The organism is Aeromonas sp. 5HA1 (assembly GCF_029237245.1).
GTDB classification, from domain to species: Bacteria; Pseudomonadota; Gammaproteobacteria; order Enterobacterales; family Aeromonadaceae; genus Aeromonas; species Aeromonas salmonicida.
Map to the genome: position 1 here is coordinate 43,555 of NZ_JAACFW010000016.1, position 18,755 is coordinate 62,309.

General features: G+C 60.9%; 19 protein-coding genes. 6 read left to right on the forward strand and 13 right to left on the reverse strand.

The window, feature by feature from the left end:
* Window positions 1–103 precede the first annotated feature (103 nt).
* The 12 genes from GWQ27_RS14910 to pspA all read right to left on the reverse strand — a co-directional run bounded on the left by GWQ27_RS14910 (window position 104) and on the right by pspA (window position 10,944).
* Entirely contained in the window at window positions 104–1,219 is a 1,116-nt protein-coding gene (locus tag GWQ27_RS14910) for an ATP-NAD kinase family protein (protein WP_275907671.1), read from the reverse strand.
* 195 nt (window positions 1,220–1,414) lie between these two features.
* A complete protein-coding gene (locus tag GWQ27_RS14915) occupies window positions 1,415–1,903 on the reverse strand; it encodes an OmpA family protein (RefSeq protein WP_021139593.1) in 489 nt (162 codons plus the stop codon).
* Window positions 1,904–1,905: 2 nt separating this feature from the next.
* Complete coding sequence (locus tag GWQ27_RS14920; protein ID WP_099993614.1) at window positions 1,906–3,174, reverse strand: diguanylate cyclase; 1,269 nt, start codon at window positions 3,172–3,174, stop codon at window positions 1,906–1,908.
* A complete protein-coding gene (locus GWQ27_RS14925) occupies window positions 3,171–3,722 on the reverse strand; it encodes a YfiR family protein (RefSeq protein ID WP_099993616.1) in 552 nt (183 codons plus the stop codon). Before GWQ27_RS14925 ends, GWQ27_RS14920 begins: the two co-directional genes overlap by 4 nt.
* 196 nt (window positions 3,723–3,918) lie before the next feature.
* Window positions 3,919–5,466, reverse strand: a complete 1,548-nt coding sequence (gene tyrR / locus GWQ27_RS14930) for a transcriptional regulator TyrR (protein WP_021139596.1) — start codon at window positions 5,464–5,466, stop codon at window positions 3,919–3,921.
* Window positions 5,467–5,600: 134 nt separating this feature from the next.
* Window positions 5,601–5,954, reverse strand: a complete 354-nt coding sequence (locus tag GWQ27_RS14935) for a 4a-hydroxytetrahydrobiopterin dehydratase (RefSeq protein WP_005310774.1) — start codon at window positions 5,952–5,954, stop codon at window positions 5,601–5,603.
* A 53-nt stretch (window positions 5,955–6,007) separates the two neighbouring features.
* Window positions 6,008–6,802, reverse strand: a complete 795-nt coding sequence (phhA, locus tag GWQ27_RS14940) for a phenylalanine 4-monooxygenase (protein ID WP_219597408.1) — start codon at window positions 6,800–6,802, stop codon at window positions 6,008–6,010.
* A gap of 169 nt (window positions 6,803–6,971) precedes the next feature.
* A complete protein-coding gene (locus GWQ27_RS14945; protein WP_219597409.1) occupies window positions 6,972–8,015 on the reverse strand; it encodes a TIGR01620 family protein in 1,044 nt (347 codons plus the stop codon).
* Window positions 8,016–8,084: 69 nt separating this feature from the next.
* On the reverse strand, window positions 8,085–9,491 hold the full coding sequence (locus GWQ27_RS14950) for a YcjX family protein (protein WP_219597410.1): 1,407 nt from the start codon (window positions 9,489–9,491) through the stop codon (window positions 8,085–8,087).
* 131 nt (window positions 9,492–9,622) lie between these two features.
* Window positions 9,623–10,027 (reverse strand): envelope stress response membrane protein PspC, encoded by a 405-nt coding sequence (pspC, locus tag GWQ27_RS14955; protein ID WP_005310766.1) that lies wholly within the window; start codon window positions 10,025–10,027, stop codon window positions 9,623–9,625.
* Window positions 10,024–10,260 carry an envelope stress response membrane protein PspB gene (gene pspB / locus GWQ27_RS14960; protein ID WP_005310764.1) on the reverse strand — a complete coding sequence of 79 codons (237 nt, stop codon included), beginning with the start codon at window positions 10,258–10,260 and terminating at the stop codon, window positions 10,024–10,026. Before pspB ends, pspC begins: the two co-directional genes overlap by 4 nt.
* Before the next feature lie 3 nt (window positions 10,261–10,263).
* Window positions 10,264–10,944 carry a phage shock protein PspA gene (gene pspA, locus GWQ27_RS14965; RefSeq protein WP_021139602.1) on the reverse strand — a complete coding sequence of 227 codons (681 nt, stop codon included), beginning with the start codon at window positions 10,942–10,944 and terminating at the stop codon, window positions 10,264–10,266.
* Window positions 10,945–11,139: 195 nt separating this feature from the next.
* Here pspA and pspF point away from each other — a divergent pair, with 195 nt between their 5' ends.
* The 6 genes from pspF (at window position 11,140) to GWQ27_RS14995 (ending at window position 17,661) form a co-directional block, all read left to right on the forward strand.
* A complete protein-coding gene (pspF, locus tag GWQ27_RS14970; RefSeq protein ID WP_275907672.1) occupies window positions 11,140–12,174 on the forward strand; it encodes a phage shock protein operon transcriptional activator in 1,035 nt (344 codons plus the stop codon).
* A gap of 182 nt (window positions 12,175–12,356) precedes the next feature.
* Complete coding sequence (gene sapA / locus GWQ27_RS14975) at window positions 12,357–13,952, forward strand: ABC transporter substrate-binding protein SapA (RefSeq protein WP_219599080.1); 1,596 nt, start codon at window positions 12,357–12,359, stop codon at window positions 13,950–13,952.
* Window positions 13,953–13,954: 2 nt separating this feature from the next.
* Entirely contained in the window at window positions 13,955–14,914 is a 960-nt protein-coding gene (locus tag GWQ27_RS14980; RefSeq protein ID WP_219597412.1) for an ABC transporter permease subunit, read from the forward strand.
* 35 nt (window positions 14,915–14,949) lie between these two features.
* A complete protein-coding gene (locus GWQ27_RS14985) occupies window positions 14,950–15,843 on the forward strand; it encodes an ABC transporter permease subunit (RefSeq protein WP_099993628.1) in 894 nt (297 codons plus the stop codon).
* A complete protein-coding gene (locus tag GWQ27_RS14990) occupies window positions 15,843–16,841 on the forward strand; it encodes an oligopeptide/dipeptide ABC transporter ATP-binding protein (protein WP_017411679.1) in 999 nt (332 codons plus the stop codon). Before GWQ27_RS14985 ends, GWQ27_RS14990 begins: the two co-directional genes overlap by 1 nt.
* A 34-nt stretch (window positions 16,842–16,875) precedes the next feature.
* A complete protein-coding gene (locus GWQ27_RS14995) occupies window positions 16,876–17,661 on the forward strand; it encodes an ABC transporter ATP-binding protein (protein ID WP_005310752.1) in 786 nt (261 codons plus the stop codon).
* A 156-nt stretch (window positions 17,662–17,817) separates the two neighbouring features.
* Here the strand turns inward: GWQ27_RS14995 and miaE are convergent, their stop codons facing one another.
* Complete coding sequence (gene miaE, locus GWQ27_RS15000; RefSeq protein ID WP_256688196.1) at window positions 17,818–18,576, reverse strand: tRNA isopentenyl-2-thiomethyl-A-37 hydroxylase MiaE; 759 nt, start codon at window positions 18,574–18,576, stop codon at window positions 17,818–17,820.
* Window positions 18,577–18,755 lie beyond the last annotated feature (179 nt).

Sequence of the window (18,755 nt, forward strand, 5' to 3'; positions counted from 1 at the left end):
AGTGGCTGGCAAAAAATTGCCGGCAAAATAATTCGGGGGAGTGGAACCGCGATCCGGTTGATCGCGGCTCTCTGGCGCAAGGGCCAGCCGCATCCTTGATGTCCTATTCCGGGTTGGCCACCGGGTAGATGACCTGATCCTTGTATCCCGTGGTTATGCGCAGATAACCACTTAACGACCGGTTCAGTGCCGGATCATCGGTATCCACCAGCAGCGGCCTGCCCGCGAGGGCAGCCAGCTTGGCTTTGGTGGCCAGGACCTGGATCTGGTCCCGCCCGACAGCCCGGATCACCTCTGGACTCAGTTGCTGATTTCCGCGCCCGAACAGATGTCCCTGACCGCCGATCAGGGTAATGATTAGGCGACAGTGACGACCGCGGATCCGGGTCAGGATCTCGGCGGCGGACAGATCCTGCCCGATAAGCTGGCCATTTTCCACCAGATCCACGCCAAGCAAGGTATTTTCCAGCCCCAGCGCCGCCATGCAGGCAGCGACCGTGCTGCCCGACCCCATCAGGTAGAGGGTATCTGGCTCCATCTGCTCCACCACACCCGCGGCGAGATCTGCCAGTACCAGCTCTTCGGACTCCCGCCCCCCCTGCTTGACCGCCTGCACGTAGCGCAGATCCCCCGGTACCAGCAGCTGGCCATAGTGGCGGGCTCGCACCTTGCCCAAGCGAAATGCCTCCTCGTCGATGTCCATCACATCGGCATCCACCAGACTCAGCAATTCGCCGGCGATCATGCGGGCTGCCACGCGACCACTGGCGGCGGGGGTCACGCCGTACACACCGGAGTGGATCTTGCAGCCCGCCGGAATACCGAGCACATGACAGGATTCCCCGACAGCGGCGCAAATGTCCCGCGCCGTACCATCGCCGCCGGCAAACAGCAAGAGATCGACGCCGGCCGCACGCATCAAGTCGGCGGCGGCGCGAGTGTCGGCTGCCGTGGTAGCACCAGAGACGGGCTGATAGACGATGCGACAAGGCAACTGAAGAGACGCCGCGAGATCGGCCCCCATCTCGCCCTCGACCGTCAACAGCTCAAATGGGGTAGCAAGGTCGCACAGGGGCAACAAGGCTTGTCGTGCCCGCTCCTGCGCCTTGGGCACGGCCCCCCGAGCCAGCGCTTCAGCCACCACGCCGTCACTGCCCTTGAGACCAACCGCGCCACCAATGCCGGCAACCGGGTTAATGATGAGCCCTAAACGAAACATAGATTTCTCCCTCTGATCGGTCGCCATTCTATCTTTTCAAGGCGCTGGGACAAGCCATGTCGGGCCAGCACTCATCCTCCTTTTCCATCATTTTGCCAAGAGCGGTCACCACGGCTGCGAACAACTCGAGCAGCAAGCGGGTCAGCCACAAAAAAGAGCGCCATCAGGCGCTCTTTTTTTATCCACACAACCGGCTTATTCGTTGCTGATGATGATGCCAACGCGGCGGTTCTCTGCCCGACCGGCAGCCGTCTTGTTGTCTGCCACCGGATCCCGTTCACCGCGGCCACGGATGTCCAGGTTGGCCGGCTGCATGCCGACCGACACCAGCACATCGGCCACCGATTTCGCCCGTTTCAAAGAGAGCTGATCGTTATAAGCCTCAGGTCCGTTGGAATCGGTGTGACCATCGATCCGCGCCTTGTTCAGGCCAACCCCCAGCAAGGTCATGCCCAGCTTTTCCACCAGGACACGGGTGTCAGGGTTGAGGGTTTCCGAATCGTTGGCAAACAGCACACGGTTGGAGAAGTCCAGAGTCCAACCCTCGTCGGTCAGGCGAAAGCCCTGCTCCTTGAGTACGCCGATCTGCTCCGCCGTCAGACCGCGAGGGGCACTTTGACAGCCCGCCAACACGCTCAACAGCAGGCCGATCAGGCCGGTTTTCATCAGGACAGTGATCTTCATTGTTATTTTTCCTCAGCAGAAACATCAAATTCCAGCTGGTCATGAAGTGCAAGCTCCCGACGCAGCCGTTTGGATTGGTACATGGCATTGTCAGCCTGCTGCAACAGTTCACCGGCAGTGAGTCCCTCATCCGGATACACGGCGAGGCCTATGCTGATGGCAGCCACCAGCTGACGACCATCCCCCAGTACCACGGGGTCGGCCATCGCCAGCTGGATGCGGGACACCACATCCTGCGCTTCGCTCTCTTGCAACAGAGGCGTCAGCAAGATGGCGAATTCGTCGCCGCCCAGCCGACATACCAGATCCATCGGCCGAAGCTGATGTTGTACCCGTCTGGCCAAGGCGATCAGCACGTCATCACCGGCGGCATGGCCCAGGGTGTCGTTGATCTGTTTGAAGCGATCACAGTCGAGGTAGAGCAGCGCAAACCGCTCCTCTTGCAAACGGCCCGTGGTCACGGCTTGATCCAGACGAGCCTCAAAAAGAGCACGATTGGGCAGACCGGTCAAGGCATCATGAGTGGCCTGATGCAGCAGGCTGGCGTTCTCCCGCCGTTGGTGGGCCTGCCAGGCCTCCAGTTCATCGAGCAGGGAGTTGAAATCCTGGCCGAGTTCGTGCAACTCGGCGATGTCGGCCTCGGGAACCCGCATGGCAAGGGTACGTTGACGACTGACGCTGTGGGCCACCTGAGCCAGCTTCTTGAGCGGCACAGTGATGGAGTTTTGCATCCAGCGCGCCACATAGATAGACCCCACTGCACTGAGGATGAGGCAGACCAGCATGGCCATCAGGGTTTGCAGCAGAAACAGCAGCAGGTACTGACCGTGGCCGACCAGATGGACGCGGGCTATCTCGACGCCGCCCCGCATCATGGGCTGCTCGATGGGACCGGGCAGGATGATCTGTGCAAGATACTGCTCAAGGCCAGACCAGGGGGTGGTCATGGCCCGGCTCCAACTTGCCAGCGGTCTGCCATTGGGCAACAGGATGCTGGCCAGTGCTACATCCTCATGGGTGACAATGGCCTGCAGCGCCTCTTTGGCGACCTCTTCGTCATGGAATACCACGGCCGCTTCACTGGTATAACTGATGGCACGCGCCACCAGCTCCAGGTTGTGGTCCGCATAGATACGCAGGGCCAGCAAAGCGATACCGGTCAACAGCACACCGGCCATACAAACAGCGGTCAGGGACGTCACCATGTGGGTGCGTCCCAAGCTCTGTCGCAAAGTGAGCCGCTGCGCCTGTGAGCGAAAAAACGCCTTCATGGTGTCTCCTCATCCGCTCTGGCCAGCTTCAGAACGGCAGGATGGACCCGCACTCCACTCATGGCGAGGGCATCCAGATTGACCCGAAAGCGAATGCGCTCCGACCCTATCTGCAAGCAGAATACGGCGTCGGCGGTACACTCGGCGCTCTGCTCGCTGATACTGAGAATCGCATGGCCGCGCAGCCGCTGGAACAGTGGCAGGCGCCGCTCTGGCGCCAGTACTCCCAGATAGAGCACATCGCACTGCCGCCCCAGCATCTCATCCTCGACATCATAACGGCGCACACTGACCGGCCGGCCATTGGCCTGCTGCTTGATGGCAAACAGCGCTGTGGCATATTCCGTCGGCGCGGCGATGCATAAGCGCAACGCCTCTGGCTCGGTGGGCCAGCGAGTGTAGCTGAGTATGTCGAGCACTGTCTGGCGCACCTGCTCTGAGCGCTGCTCGGCAGAGGTCAAAGGAAGGTGCTCGCGGGCCAGCGCCAACGAGCAGAACAGGAGCGTCAACCACGCCAGGGACCGGGTCAGAGAAAAAAAGTGCATCATGCCTGCGCTTATTGAACATGCGGTCTAGATGAAGGGCTGATGCCCGTTCAGGGAGATCCGGATGAATGTAGTATTGAACTTGTCAGCAGCATGACAAGGCAACATCGACAGAGCAAGGGGGTGCGCCAGCAATTGTCGCTATAAGAAGAGGGCCCACGCTGGCGTGAGCCCCGATATATCACTTGAATTCATTCGCTTACTTCTTGCTGATCCCGTATTCACGCAATTTGTTGGCGATGGCGGTGTGCGACACGCCAAGGCGCTTGGCCAGCTGACGAGTGGAAGGAAACGCTGGATAGAGCCGTTCAAGCAGCCGGCTCTCGAAGCGTTTCACTGCCTCGTCCAGGCCCCCTTCGAACCACTCGTCGATGAGCGGCATGGCATCGGCGGCCACCGGCAGATCCACGTGCTCCGGACCGATTTCGTCCCCTTCCAGCAAGGTCATGGCGCGGTAGAGGCAGTTGCGCAGCTGGCGCACGTTGCCGGGCCAGCGGTAGGCCGTCAGGTACTCGGCCATGTTGCGGGTAAAGCGCGGTCTTGGCCGTTGCAACTCGCTGGCGAAGCGGGAAACAAACTGCTGGGCCAGCGCCATTATGTCCGCCTTGCGCTCGCGCAGAGGGGGCAGCGCCAGACTCAACACGTTGAGGCGATAGTAGAGATCTTCCCGGAACTTGCCGTCGTGCACCAGATCCAGCAACTGCTTCTGGGTGGTACAGATGAAGCGCACATTGACCTTCACCTCCTGCTCGTCACCGACCCGGCGAAACACCCCGTCCTGCAGCACCCGCAGGAACTTGGTCTGCAGATGGGCAGACATGTCGCCGATCTCGTCCAGCATCAGGGTACCGCCGCTGGCCAGCTCCAGCACGCCGCGCTTGCCTTCGGTGTTGTTGCCAAACGCACCGGGGGCGTAACCAAACAGTTCGCTCTCGGCCACGTTGTCCGGCATGGCGGCGCAGTTGAGGGCCATGAAGGGGTGGCTGGAGCGCAGGCTGGCACCGTGGCAGGCGCGGGCCAGCAGCTCCTTGCCGGTGCCAGTCTCGCCGACGATGAGCAGAGGGGCATCCTGCATCGCCAGCTTGCTCGCCTCTACCAGTACCTGCTTCATTTTCTGGCTCTCGGCCTGCAGGTGCTCGAAGCCCCCCACTTCCACCGCGTGCAAGGCACTGAAGTGCATGCCGACCCGGCGGGCGGATTTGAGCACCACGACGGCGCCGGCCAGGGCCTGGCGGCCCTTCTCTTCGGCCACGAACAGCGGCATCAGATCCGCCAGATACTCTTCGCCGTTGAAGCTGAGCTTGCAGGTCTGCGGCTTGATTTCACTCGCCTCCAGCCAGCGGCTGAAGGAGAACCCCTTGACCAGAGAACCAAGGGCCATGCCACGTATCTCTTCCACCGGCAGGGCCAGGGTCGTCAGAGCCGACTGGTTGGCCTGAGTCACCTTGCCCTTGGCGTCGAGAGAGAACACCAGATCCGGCAGCGCCTTGAGCAGGGCCTCAATCTCGTGGTGTTCACGCTCGGAGGGCATGTAGGGGATGGTCTTGACGTCATAGACGCCGGGAATGCGGCGGATCTCCGGCATCAGGTGCTGAAAATCGCGAAACTCCAGCTCGGGAAAGTTGAGATAGATGATGCCTGAGGTATCGATTTCGATGCCGCGCAGATCGATGTTGTGCTCCACCAGACGGTCGAGCAGTTCCCGGGTCAGGCCCAGGCGGTCTTCACAGCTGACTTCAAGACGCATTCGGGACACACTTCCTAGCTAACTCTATGAATGACCGGATAATACAGACTCGATCCCGCCAGTGCGAGCGCTGGCCCATAAAAATGCGGGCCCGCCCCGCTTTCGCCGGGCAGGCCCGAGTCACTGGAGGAGGCTTATTTGTGCAGCGGATCGCTGAGCAACTGGTCGGTACGCGCCGCCATGATAAAGTCGTTGCGGTGTAATCCGCCTATCTTGTGGGTCCACCAGCTGACGGTCACCTTGCCCCATTCGGTCAGGATCGCAGGGTGATGAAACTCGGCCTCCGCCAGTTCACCCAGACGGTTGGTAAACGCCAGCGCCTCCTTGAAGTTGCGAAAAGTAAATTCCCGCCTCAGTTGCAGCTCTCCTTTCACCACCAGCGGCTGCCAGTCGGGAATGAGGTGCATCAGTTCGCTCAGCTCCTGCTCGCTCACCTTGGGGGCATCGGCGCGGCACGCTTCACACTGCTGGCTGGCCAGTTCGGACATGGGTCTCTCCTTGTTCATCAATGGGAATGAGATAACGAAAAATCGTGGTGAGTTCAGCTCGCCTGCTTGCCGGCCGCCGGCTCAAAGCGTGGCAGGCGCAGGCCGAGGCGCCTCGCCTCCCCCACCATGGCCATGATGTCCTGCTCCGCCAAACGGTAGAGCGCCGCCAGCTCAGGCAGCACAAAATAGGTGGGCTGCATGATGTCGATACGGTATGGGGTGCGCAGCACTTCTATGGGGTCGAAGGGTTGCAGCACAGGCTGGCCACCGAGGGCATAGGCGGTCTCGCCGATGGAGGAGAGAATGCCGCCGCCGTAAATTCTCAGCCCGGCAGGGGTATTGAGCAGACCGAACTCCACCGTGAACCAGTAGAGCCGGGCCAGAAAGACCCGATCCTCCTTGCTCGCCTGCAGGCCAAGCTGGCCATAGACATGGGTGAAGTGGGCGAAGGCGGGATTGGTCAGCATGGCGCAGTGGCCGAAGATCTCGTGGAAGATGTCGGGCTCTTGCAAATAGTCGAGTTCGTCCCGGCACCGGATAAAGGTAGCCACCGGAAACTGGCGATTGGCCAACAGGGCAAAGAAACGGTCGAACGAGATAAGCGCGGGCACGGCAGCCACCGACCAGCCGGTGGCGGGTTGCAGCACCGCATTGATATCCATCAGCTGGGGGATGCGATCACGGGGTAACTTCAGGCATTCCAGCCCCGCCAGATAGTCGTCGCAGGCCTTGCCGGCAAGGGCTGCGAGCTGGCGCTCGATCAGGATCTGCCAGGTGCCATGCTCCTCATTCGAGTAATGGACAAGACCCAGGGGATCTGGCTGGTGTGCTGTGTAGAGACTTGCCATGAGCGGTTCCATCCTGTGCGCACGCCCGGACATCCAAGCATCGGCGACTCATCGTTGACTGACAGGATCACTGTAACGGTTTGCCCCTCAAAAAAGCAGCCGACCCCAGGGTCGGCTGTTGACGTAATTTGTAAACAATTTGTGACAACCACAATCGAGGCCCGGGCCGTCACCCCCTGTTGAGATACCCCGCCAGCTGACTGATGAGCCGCTTGCGCAGCTCACCGAGCTTGGGCTTCTCGTCACCACACCAGGGCAATGGGCGGCACGCCTCTATGGTACGCAGGCCAAGGCGGGCAGTGAGCAGACCCGCGCCCACCCCTTGCGCGGCGCGGGCGGAGAGCTTGGCGGCCAGCTCGGCTCCCAGCAAGTCCATCCCCACCTCGGTCACCAACTCGGTGGCACCGGCATAGAGCATGTTGCGAAACACCTGACGAATGAGGCGGATGCGACTCCAGTAACCGAGCTCGATGGCATAGACGTCGGCGATGTCCTCGATCATCCGCAGGTTGCGCCACAGCATCAGCATCATGTCGACGGTGGCAAGGGGGCTCAGGGCCACCAGCACGGCGGCCTCCCCCGACCATTTGGCCACCCGGGCCTGGGCCAGCTTGTCACGCTCGGTGAGCACCAATTGGCTGTAGAGGGTCAGCACTTCCCGATCGCTGTGGCTCTCGTCAAGCTGGCTCAGCCAGCTTTGGTACCCCTCGCGCCCCTTGTCGCCACTCTTCTCGGCGAGCGCCTCGCAAAAAGCCTGCCCCTGCCCGACGCCCTGACGGGCCAGCAGATCGTCGGCGCGCGAGCGCACATCCTGCCGCCGCTTGAGGGTACGGAGCCGCAACCACTCGCGCCCAACTACGCCGGCCGTACCCACGGCCACCAGACCGGAGGCCAGCAACCAGGCGCTGCCCCAGAGCGGGGTGGTGAGCAACTGGTCATAGAGAAAGACGCCATATTGCCCCAAAGAGAGCAGGCCAACCGCTCCCAGCCCCCAGGCGAGCAGCCGATGGCGACGACGAGGCTTGATGGTGAGGGCGGGCTCCACGTCGGTGAGATCATCGAGCTCGTCGAGGCGCTCGAAGCTCGCCTCTTCCAGAAGCTGGGCCGGAGCCGGCGGGCGCTCTTCGCTCGCCACCGACAAGCTGGGCTCGAGGACCACCTTGCCCTGCAATGGCGCAGTCTCATCGGCCCTGTGTTTTGTCTGAACGTTCATCTTTTTGCTTGTTCCTCCACGCGGCTGTGCAGCCATGCCTGATCTGTATCCATTGCCACAGAGCCTGGGTTATTCGAGGTGATCCCCGAGCAGAAACTCCAGCGCCGCATCGAGCCGGATATGGGGCAACGCCTGATGGGGACTCATCGCCAAGGGACGAAATGCCTGAAAATCAAAGCCCTGATTGTTCCACCACTGGGCTGGCGGGATATGGGCAGGCACCTCCCCCGGGAAGAGCAATAACGGCTCTCCAGAGAGGCTGGTACCGCGGATGGCGGGGAACTCGCGGCCATTGGCCACCCCCTTGCCCACCTCGGTCGCCTTGATGGCGGCCAGCGCCAGACACTCTGTGGTGATCCCCTCAAAGCGTGCCTGACCCCGGCCGCTGCGCACCAGGTGCTGGAGCAAAGAGACCAGAGGGCCGTGCTGCTCGGGGGTCACGTGATCGGCCTTGCTCGCCACAAACAGCAGTTTGTCGATACGCGGCGAGAAGAGCCGTCGCCACCAGTTGCTCTTGCCGTAGGCAAAGCTCTCCATGATGCGGGCGATGGCCTGCTGCATGTCACCAAAGCTGGCGGCGCCGGCATTGAGGGGTTGCAGGCAGTCCACCAGCACTATCTGACGATCGAAACCGGCAAAGTGCTGCTCATAAAAGCCCTGCACCAGATGCTGCTTGTACTGCTCGAAACGCTGCTTGAGGGTGGCATAGAGGGTGCCATCGGCGGGCTCGCCAGCAGGTTTGTCCCACATCCAGGGCACAAACTGCAGCATGGGGGCACCGGCATACTCCCCCGGCAGCACAAAGCGACCGGGTTGGATGAGGTGCAGCCCAAGCTCGCGCTTGCAGGCATGGAGGTAATCGGTATAACGCTCGGCAAGCTCCGCCACAGGCCGCTCTTCGAAGGCCTGCCTGGCCTGCCAAGCGGTCGCCAGCCACGCGGTCGCCAGCGCCTGCAACTCGGGGCGACGCAGCTGATCACGCACCTGCTCGCTCCACTGCTCATAACTCAGTTCAAGCAGCGGCAAGTCGAGCAGCCACTCCCCCGGATAGTCCACCAGATCCACATAGAGGGTGGACATGTCTCCCAGGTGCTTGCGCAAGGGATGGCGGGTGCGATAGCGGATCTCGAGGCGCACCTCGGCCACCCCGCGGGTAGGCTCGGGCCAGGCAGGGGGATCGCCGAACAGGGCATCGAGCCCGCGCTCATAGGCAAAGGTGGGAATGTGGGCATTTTTCTGGGGCACCCGACGGGCGCCCAGGATCCGCCCCTGCCGCTGGGCATCCCACAACGGCAAGCGGCCATCAATGGCCGCATGTTCAAGCTGGTTGACCAGCGCCGTGATGAAGGCGGTCTTGCCGCTGCGGGAAAGACCCGTCACTGCCAGTCGTATGTGGCGATCCCGTACCCGGTTCACCACGTCGGTGGCCTTGTGCTGCAAGAGCGACCATTTTTGTTCGAGTTTGTTGCGTATCAAAGCGGATCCCGTTCTCCCGTTTGTCCCATTTATTCTCGATCGTACGGCCCGGTTGCACTCACCGAACCTGCCAACCAGATTGGTCATGCAGGTTCGATGAGTCCGGCAGGCGTCATCGAACCGTCACGGATTCACAGCTTGCTGAATTCCCGTTGCAGGGTGAACTCCTTGGAGGTCACCAGCTTCTCGATGCGCTGCAGCCTGGGCTCCAGAGTATCGAGCTCCTGCGCGATACGGCCCAGTGCCTGATGGGGCGTGATCCCCGCCTGCCAGCTGCGCGCCTTCATGCGCACCTCGGCAAAATCTCCCTCCTCGTTTTGATAGAGGGTGACCGGCTTTTTATCGAGCAGAAACCAGGCTGCTATGTAGGCGGTGAAGGTGATGAAACCTGCAAAGATGAGACCGCTGATGGCCAGCAGCCGCACGATCCAGGTCTCCACGCCGAAGTAGTCGGCAAGGCCGGCACACACACCGGCTATCTTGCCCTGTTGGGGGTCGCGATAGAGATTGCGCCCCTCCCGATTCGATGGACTCATACCTTGTTCCTCCAGCCCGGGACTTCCGCATCCAGAATGGACTCCAGCGCGCCGACCCGCTCCTGCATCTTCTCGGCGCGGGCCAGCAAGCCTTGCAGTTGCTCCCGTTCGCTATCGGCGAGACCGGTACCGATCCGCCCCTTGGCTCTGTAGTGCAGCACCAGCCAGATAGGGGCCACCACCACCATGAAGACCACCATGGGAACCATCAATACGCCCAGCAGATCTTCCATCCGTTACTCTCCCTGTTTTGGTGTGGTGTCGCCCTGGCCCAGCTTCTGACGCATGGCCTCGAGCTCCTTGCTTATCTGATCGTCGGCTTCCAGCTCGGCAAACTGCTGGGCCAGGGCCTTGTCCGATTGTCCCAGATCGGCACGGGCTTCCATCTCGTCGATGCGACGCTCCATGCGCTCGAACTTGCTGACCACGGCCTGACTGTCGCCACGGGTAACCTGGCTCTGCACATTGAGGCGACTGCTGGCAGCTTCGGTGCGGATCGCCATCGCTTTTTGACGGCTGCGGGCATCTTCCAGCTTGGCTTCCAGCTGACGTATTTCGTCACCCAGTTTCTCGATGCCACTGTCCACTGCCTGCTGCTCGCGATAGAGGGTCTCGGCCAGCTCGCTCTGCTTCTTCTTCTCGATGAGGGCGGCACGCGCCAGATCTTCGCGCCCCTTGGCCAGCGCCAGCTCGGCCTTGCCCTGCCACTCGTTCACTCGCTCCTGATGGCGACTGACCTGGCGGCCTATCTCTTTCTGGCTGGCGAGGAAGCGAGCCAGATTGGAGCGCTCCTTCACCAGTTCATCTTCCATTTCCTGGATGATCAGGCGCACCATCTTCTGGGGATCTTCTGCCTTGTCGAGCAGGGACGTCAGGTTCGAATTGATGATGTCGGCCAGACGGGAAAAAATACTCATGATAGAACTCCTGTGGTTGGCATACGTTGTTTCTCCATTGACAATGGCAACTTGTGTGCCAATCTGGAACAGAATTTAACTTGTTGATTTATATGGGGCCTATGGGTCGAGTTTCAAGATACCCCATGCAAGTGATGATTAAAATCACCAACTTTTGGTAAGATTGACCAGCTTTTACAACTGACAGGGATCACTATGAGCACGGCCACGGAAAGCCTGTTGGGGGAATCCAACGCATTCCTCGAGATCATTGAGCAGGCCTCCCGCCTCGCACCGCTGCGCAAACCCGTGCTGATCATCGGCGAACGGGGAACGGGCAAGGAGCTCATCGCCCACCGCCTACATTATCTCTCGGGGCGTTGGGATCAAAGCTTTGTCACCATCAACTGCGCCACCTTGAGCGAGAGCCTGCTGGAAACCGAGCTGTTCGGCCACGAGGCAGGATCCTTCACCGGCGCAGCCAAGCGCCATCAGGGCCGGTTCGAGCGCGCCGATGGCGGCACTCTGTTCCTCGACGAGCTGGCCACCACCAGCGCCCGGGTACAGGAAAAACTGCTGCGGGTCATCGAATACGGTGAATTCGAGCGAGTGGGTGGGGCCAAGGCCCTCAAGGTGGATGTACGGCTGGTGTGTGCCACCAACGAGGACCTGCCGGCGTTGGCCGACAAGGGGCACTTTCGTCACGACTTGCTGGACAGGCTTGCCTTTGATGTCATCACCCTGCCCCCCTTGCGGGAGCGGCGCGAGGACATACTGATGCTGGCGGAGCACTTCGCCCACGGCATGACCCGGGAGCTGGGTTATCCCCTGTTTGCCGGATTTTCGCGCAAGGCGACCCAGCTGCTGCTGGATTACCCCTGGCCCGGCAACGTGCGGGAGCTCAAGAACGTGGTGGAGCGCAGCATCTATCGTCAGGGCAATCCCCAGTTGCCGCTCTCGGATCTGGTGCTCAACCCGTTCGATTCCCCCTGGCGGCCCCGTGCGCAAGGTGCCCCTGCCACGCACATCGCCAGTGAGAGCCTGCCACAGACTAACCCGGCCACCCAGAACCTGCCGCTGGATCTCAAAAACGCGGTGGCTGAGTATGAAATTGATTTACTCAAGCAAGCCATGCAGCAATCCCAGTATAATCAGCGCAAAGCCGCCCAGTTGCTGGCCCTGAGTTATCACCAGTTCCGTGGCATGCTGCGCAAATACCAGCTGCTGGACAGTGATAACGATGCGGATTGACGCCACAGGAAATGCTGGCCCTGCGCTATCACCAGTGCCGTGGCATGCTGCGCAAATACCAGTTGCTGGACAGTGATAACGATGCGGATTGAAACCACAGGGAGCCCGGTTCAGGCCGACTCCTGCAACTCGCCAGCCCCGATGCCGGCACATTTGTATAAAAACATGGTTCTACAATGAGAATGCTCAAACCCTTGCTGCTTGGATTGCTGGTGCTGGTTACCGGTTGTCAGAAACAAGACGACGCGTCCAGGACGGGACTCATCTACTGTGCGGAAGGCTCGCCCCAGACCTTCAATCCCCAGGTCTCCAACTCCGGGGTGACCCTGGATGCCAGCTCCCGCCCGCTCTACGATCGCCTGCTGGAGGTGAACCCCAACACGCTGGCGCTGGAAGGGGGGCTCGCCACCCGCTGGAGCGTAAGTGACGATGGTCTCTCTTACACACTGACTCTGCGCAAGGGCGTCACCTTTCACCACACCCCCTGGTTCAATCCCTCACGCAACCTGAATGCCGACGATGTGCTGTTCACCTGGCAGCGGCTGCTGGACAAGCAGCACCCCTATCACGCCATTTCGGGGGGCGAGTATCCCTACTTCTACAGCCTGGGGCTGGATCAACTGATCAAGCGGGTCTACAAGAAGGGACAGCTGCAGGTGGTGTTTGAACTGAATCGGCCGGATGCCTCCTTCCTCGCAACGCTGGCCAGCGACTACGCCATAGTGCTCTCCGCCGAATATGCCGACCAGATGCGCAGCGCCGGCACACCGGCACTGCTGGACACCCAACCGGTCGGTACAGGTCCGTTCAGCTTCAAGGAGTATCGCCACAACGAATATGTGCGTTACCTGCGCCACCCGGGTTACTGGGGCGGCGAAGCCAAGATTGAACAACTGGTCTATGACATCACGCCAAAATCCGCCAAGCGACTGGCCAAGCTGCTGACGGGCGAGTGCGATGTGATGAGCACTCCCGTTGCCAGCCAGTTGTCGGTGATCAAGCAGAACCCGAAGCTGAGCCTGTCCATACAGTCGGGCATGAACGTGGCCTTCCTTGCCCTCAACACCCGCAAGGCACCCTTCAACAAGGTACAGGTACGTCAGGCCATCGCCAGTGCCATCAATATCGACAACCTGTTGCAAGCGGTCTACTTCGAGACAGGACAACCGGCCAACAGCCTGCTCCCTCCCCTCTCCTGGGGCTACAATCCTTCTTTGCCGATGCGTCAGCAAGACTTGAAGCGATCACGTCAGCTGCTCAAGGAGGCCGGGCTTGAGCACGGATTCGAGATGCAGGTGCTGGTGCAGCCGGGCTCGCGCCCCTACAACCCGGATGCCCTCAAGACAGCCCAGCTGATGCGCAGCGATCTGGCCAAAGTCGGCATCAAGCTGAAAATCGTGCAGCAGGAGTGGCCTGTCATCGAGACGCGCCTCGCCCACGGCCAATACGACAGCCTGCTGTCGGGCTGGATTGCCGACAACGCCGACCCCGACAACTTCTTTCGCCAGTTGCTGAGCTGCACCGCCGTCGAGCGTGGCAACAACTACAGCCGCTGGTGCAGTCCGGCCTTCGATCAACTGCTGGATGACGCTGTGACCACACCCCAGCTGGCGTTCCGGTTGCGCAACTACTATTACGCCCAGACCCTGCTCAACGAGCAGTTGCCGCTCATCCCGCTGGCCCATGCCCTGCGCACCCAGGTCAGTCGCAGCGACATTGAGGGGCTCTCCCTGATGCCTTTTGGCGGCACCGTCTTCTACCAAGCCCACAGGGAGTAAGCATGTTTCTCTATATTTTGCGCCGCATCAGTCTGCTGCTCATTACTCTGCTGGCCCTGACCTTTGTCGCCTATCTGCTGGATTATCGGCTCATCGGCCTGCAAGCCAGCTTCTGGAGCGGCTATCCTGACTTTCTAAGCAACATATTGGACGGGGATCTGGGGCTTTCCAGTGTCTCCGGGTTGTCTGTGCTGGACGAGATCGGCCACTACTTCCCGGCCACCCTGATCCTCTGTGCAACGGCGTTTGCCATCTCGCTGCTGGTGGGTATTCCGCTGGGCACCCTGGCGGCGCTCTCACAAGGCAAGCCGCTGGATCTCTCCATCATGACCGCCAGTCTCATCGGTTATGCGGTGCCGGTATTCTGGCTGGCGCTGCTGGTGGTGATGTTCTTCTCGCTGGATCTCGGCTGGTTGCCCGCCTCCGGCCAGATCAGTCTGCTTTATGACGTGCCCTCCATCACCGGCATAGCACTGATCGACGTACTGATGAGCCATGAACCCTGGCGCCAAGCGGCGCTGCACGACGCCCTGCGCCACTTGATCCTGCCCTCGCTGGTGCTGGCTGTGGTCCCCACCACAGAGGTGATCCGCCACGTACGCAGCTCCCTTATCGACGTGATGAAGCAGAACTACATCAAGGCAGCGGCGAGCCGTGGTCTCTCCCGCCGGCAGATTGTCTGGCGCCATGGCCTCAAGAATGCCCTGCCCCCCGTGTTGCCGCTGCTGGGTCTGCAGCTGGGCAGCGTGCTTACCTCCGCCATGATCACTGAGGTGGTGTTCGAGTGGCACGGGATAGGTCGCTGGCTCATCAGCAGCATAGCCCTGCAGGACTATGCCGCCATCCGTGGCGCCACCCTGGTGGTAGCTGGCTTCGTTATCTTTACCAGCGTCAGCACAGAGCTGCTCACCACCATCATCTATCCGGCACGACGTAAAGAACTCTATGCAAAACAAGACTGAAGGTGCTCACGGCATGACCCGGAGCCAGGAATCCTATGCAAGACAAGACTAGCCTCTACCCCGAGCTCAAGATCCTCTCCCCGCTGGAGCAGACCTGGGCCTCCTATCGCCGCAATCCGCTGGCCATGGGAGCACTCTGGTGCTTCGTGATCCTGCTGCTCATCACCTTGATTGGCCCCTTCCTGGTGCCCTATGGCATCGATGAGCAGCACAGTACCCACCTGCTGCTGGCACCCTCCTGGGCCAACAGCGGCAACATAGACTACTTCCTTGGCACAGACGATCTGGGCCGTGACATCCTCTCCCGGCTGGTGGTGGGCGCGCGCTTCACCTTCGGCAATGCCTTGCTGGTAGTGCTGATCGCCATGGTGGTCGGCACGGCCATCGGCATCCTGGGCGGCATGAGCAAGGGGCTCAAATCGAGCGTGCTGCACCACTTGCTCGACACCCTGCTCTCCATCCCCTCTCTGCTGCTGGCCATCATCATGGTCGCCATCCTGGGGCCCGGCCTGTTCAACACCCTGATTGCCATCACGCTGGCGCTGATCCCCCCCTTTATCCGGGCGACCTACAACGCCGTTCACACCGAGATGCAAAAGGAGTACATCATCGCCAGTCGCCTCGACGGCTCGCCCCCGTTTCGGATCATGCGTCTGGCCGTACTGCCGAACATAGTGGAGACCCTGGTCGCCCAGACCACTCGCACCCTCTCTGCCGCCATCCTCGATATCTCAGCGGTGGGTTTTCTCGGCCTCGGTGCCCAGTCTCCCCAGCCTGAGTGGGGGGCCATGCTGGCCGACTCGAGCGATCTCATCTATCTCGCCCCCTGGACCGTGACCCTGCCGGGCATGGCCATACTGTTCAGCGTGCTGGTAACCAATTTAGTGGGTGAAGGCATCCGTGAAGCACTCAAAGAGGGGAATGATTAATGCCCTTGCTCGACATACGCAACCTCACCATCGAAATTGACACGCCACAGGGCAAGGTCAAGGCGGTGGACAAGGTGAGCCTGACCCTGACCGAGGGGGAGATCCGCGGCCTGGTGGGGGAATCCGGCTCCGGCAAGAGCCTGATTGCCAAAGTGATCGTCGGCATCCAGAAAGACAACTGGACGGTACGTGCCGACCGGATGCGCTTCAACGACATGGATCTGCTGACCATGGCACCCAAGGAGCGGCGCCGGATCATGGGCCGCGAGATAGCCATGATTTTTCAGGACCCCATCAGCTGCCTGGATCCGTCCGGGGAGATTGGCGCCCAGCTGGAAGAGGCGATCCCGACCGATTCGTTTGAAGGGAAATTCTGGCAACGCTTCCAGTGGCGCAAGAAAAAAGCCATCGCGCTGCTGCACAGGGTCGGCGTCAAGGATCACCGCAAGGTAATGCGCGCCTATCCCCACGAGCTCTCTGACGGTATGTGTCAGAAGGTGATGATCGCCATGGCCATTGCCAACAAGCCACGCCTGCTGGTAGCCGATGAGCCCACCAGCGCCATGGAGTCCACCACCCACTCCCAGATCCTGCGGCTGCTGGACAAGATGAACAAGCTGGGCAACACCACCATTCTCATCATCAGCAACGACATTGCCGCCATCGCCAACCTGACCGACACCATCAACGTGATGTACTGCGGCCAGATGGTGGAGGTCGGTACCCGGGATCAGATCCTGGATACCCCGCACCACCCCTATACCGATGCCTTGCTCAAGTCCATTCCCGACTTTGACAAGCTGGTGCGCCACAAGTCGCGACTCGAAACCCTGCCCGGTGTCATTCCACCGCTGCAGCATCTGCCCATAGGTTGCCGACTCGGTCCCCGTTGCCCCTATGCCCAGAAGCAGTGCGTACAGACGCCGCTGATGAGCAAGATCAAGGGCCACCAGTTCAGTTGCCACTTCCCGCTGAACATGGAGGAGCCGAAAAAATGATGTTCGTTAACGCCCCCGTCAAGGAGCACAGCTTGTGATTGAACCCTCCCTGTTGCAGGTCAGAGGCCTTAGCAAGACCTATCAAAACCGCACCGGCCTGTTTCGCCGCCGGGCGGTGGAAGCCATCAAGCCGCTCTCGTTTGATCTGGACGTGGGCCAGACGCTGGCCATCGTCGGTGAAGCCGGCTCCGGCAAGAGTACCCTGGCACGGATCCTGGCCGGCATGATAGAGCCCACCAGCGGCGACATCGCCATCGAGGGTCAGACCCTGGTGCATGGCGACTATCAGACCCGCTGCAAGCTGCTGCGCATGATCTTCCAGGACCCCAACTCCTCCCTCAACCGCAAGATCCGGGTCGGCCAGATCCTGGAGACACCGCTGCGGCTCAACACCGAAATGAGTGACGAGGAGCGCCACGACAAGGTAGTGCAGACCCTGCGCATGGTGGGCATGCTGCCGGATCACGCTCTCTTCTATCCCCAGATGCTCTCCGCCGGTCAGCAGCAGCGGGTGGCGCTGGCACGGGCGCTGATCCTCAATCCCAAGATAGTGGTAGCCGATGAAGCGCTCTCCACCCTGGATATCTCGGTACGCTCCCAGATCATCAACCTGCTGCTGGAGATGCAGGAGACCATGGGACTGAGCTATGTGCTGGTAGCCAACGATCTGGGGGTGGTCAGTCACATCAGTGACGAGGTGCTGGTGATGCACGACGGACGAGTGGTGGAGCGTGGCAAAACCCTCAAGGTGTTCGCCGATCCCCAGCATGAGGTGACCCGCCGCCTGATCCAGAACTACAACAACGAATACCGCCGCTGATCCCGTGGCCGGTGCCAGCCCTGGCACCGGCACTCTCCCCTGCTCACCTGCTTGAAAACGCGCAAAAAAATCCCGGCTCAGGGGCCGGGAATTGCGCTCAAAAATGATGCGTCGCTCGTAGTAGGAACATGGCCATGGTAGGCAGCCCCCTTGACATCAACAACTGTCAGATCTGACAGGCAGCCCGCTATGGAACCTGAATTGCGGATCCGGCGAGCAGACAAGCTCGGCTTCGAGTTTGCCAAAATAAGCCACCCGCTCGCTGATATCCTCACCCGCATATTGCTCGGCCAGGGCCAGATAGTCCTGATAATGGCGCGCCTCGGAGCGCAGCAGGGAGACATAGAAACGACCCAGCTCCTCGTCCAGATGGGGCGCCAGCTTGGCAAAGCGCTCGCAGGAGCGCGCCTCTATGTAGGCACCGATGATCAGCTTGTCGACCAGGGTGGCAGGCTCGTGGGTGCGTACATGCTGCATCAGGTTGCGGGCGTAGCGGGAGGCGGTCACGGGGCCATAGGGGATGTTGCGCGCGGCCATCAGCGCCAGTACCTGCTCGAAGTGGTGCAGCTCCTCCTGAATGAGCCGCACCATGGGAAACAGCAGCGGGTTGCGGGCCAGCTCCTCAAACACGGTGCGATCGGACTCCCCCATGCTGCGCTTGCCCAGGATCTCGGCCTTCTCCGGGATGGCATCCAGCTCCCGATAGAATTCCAGCTTGGGCAGCAGATGACGTTTTCCCTTGGGCAAGCAGTAGCGACGCACCAGGCTGTGGGCAGTGAGCGCAGCCTTGTTCTCGCAGTTGGCGTGATCGATGAGCAGGGTGGGCAGATGGGCGGGGTCGCGCGCCATTGCCACCCACTCGTCCGGGGTCTCGCACTGCAAAAACTGGCGCACGGGGGCTAACAAGTCATCCATCTGAATTCTCGTCTGTTCTGGTTGATACGGCATTTAGTCGAGTGGATACGACTGCGCGAAGGGCGCGACAGGGTGACTATGCTAGCGGATCCCGCCGCCACTGCCCACACCCGGCTGCATAAGTGCTTTTTTTTCAAGCAGATAACATCCCGACCTCATTACCCAGACACGACAATGGG

Excerpts from the sequence above, each read along its gene's own strand:
- GWQ27_RS14925 (WP_099993616.1), bottom strand. The coding sequence starts at position 3,722 with ATGATGCACTTTTTTTCTCTGACCCGGTCCCTGGCGTGGTTGACGCTC.
- GWQ27_RS14945 (WP_219597409.1), bottom strand. The coding sequence starts at position 8,015 with ATGAACGTTCAGACAAAACACAGGGCCGATGAGACTGCGCCATTGCAG.
- GWQ27_RS14990 (WP_017411679.1), top strand. The coding sequence starts at position 15,843 with ATGCCCTTGCTCGACATACGCAACCTCACCATCGAAATTGACACGCCA.
- phhA (WP_219597408.1), bottom strand. The coding sequence starts at position 6,802 with ATGGCAAGTCTCTACACAGCACACCAGCCAGATCCCCTGGGTCTTGTC.
- GWQ27_RS14915 (WP_021139593.1), bottom strand. The coding sequence starts at position 1,903 with ATGAAGATCACTGTCCTGATGAAAACCGGCCTGATCGGCCTGCTGTTG.
- sapA (WP_219599080.1), top strand. The coding sequence starts at position 12,357 with ATGCTCAAACCCTTGCTGCTTGGATTGCTGGTGCTGGTTACCGGTTGT.
- GWQ27_RS14920 (WP_099993614.1), bottom strand. The coding sequence starts at position 3,174 with ATGAAGGCGTTTTTTCGCTCACAGGCGCAGCGGCTCACTTTGCGACAG.
- GWQ27_RS14935 (WP_005310774.1), bottom strand. The coding sequence starts at position 5,954 with ATGTCCGAACTGGCCAGCCAGCAGTGTGAAGCGTGCCGCGCCGATGCC.
- pspB (WP_005310764.1), bottom strand. The coding sequence starts at position 10,260 with ATGGAAGATCTGCTGGGCGTATTGATGGTTCCCATGGTGGTCTTCATG.
- pspA (WP_021139602.1), bottom strand. The coding sequence starts at position 10,944 with ATGAGTATTTTTTCCCGTCTGGCCGACATCATCAATTCGAACCTGACG.
- miaE (WP_256688196.1), bottom strand. The coding sequence starts at position 18,576 with ATGGATGACTTGTTAGCCCCCGTGCGCCAGTTTTTGCAGTGCGAGACC.
- pspF (WP_275907672.1), top strand. The coding sequence starts at position 11,140 with ATGAGCACGGCCACGGAAAGCCTGTTGGGGGAATCCAACGCATTCCTC.
- pspC (WP_005310766.1), bottom strand. The coding sequence starts at position 10,027 with ATGAGTCCATCGAATCGGGAGGGGCGCAATCTCTATCGCGACCCCCAA.
- tyrR (WP_021139596.1), bottom strand. The coding sequence starts at position 5,466 with ATGCGTCTTGAAGTCAGCTGTGAAGACCGCCTGGGCCTGACCCGGGAA.
- GWQ27_RS14985 (WP_099993628.1), top strand. The coding sequence starts at position 14,950 with ATGCAAGACAAGACTAGCCTCTACCCCGAGCTCAAGATCCTCTCCCCG.
- GWQ27_RS14910 (WP_275907671.1), bottom strand. The coding sequence starts at position 1,219 with ATGTTTCGTTTAGGGCTCATCATTAACCCGGTTGCCGGCATTGGTGGC.
- GWQ27_RS14980 (WP_219597412.1), top strand. The coding sequence starts at position 13,955 with ATGTTTCTCTATATTTTGCGCCGCATCAGTCTGCTGCTCATTACTCTG.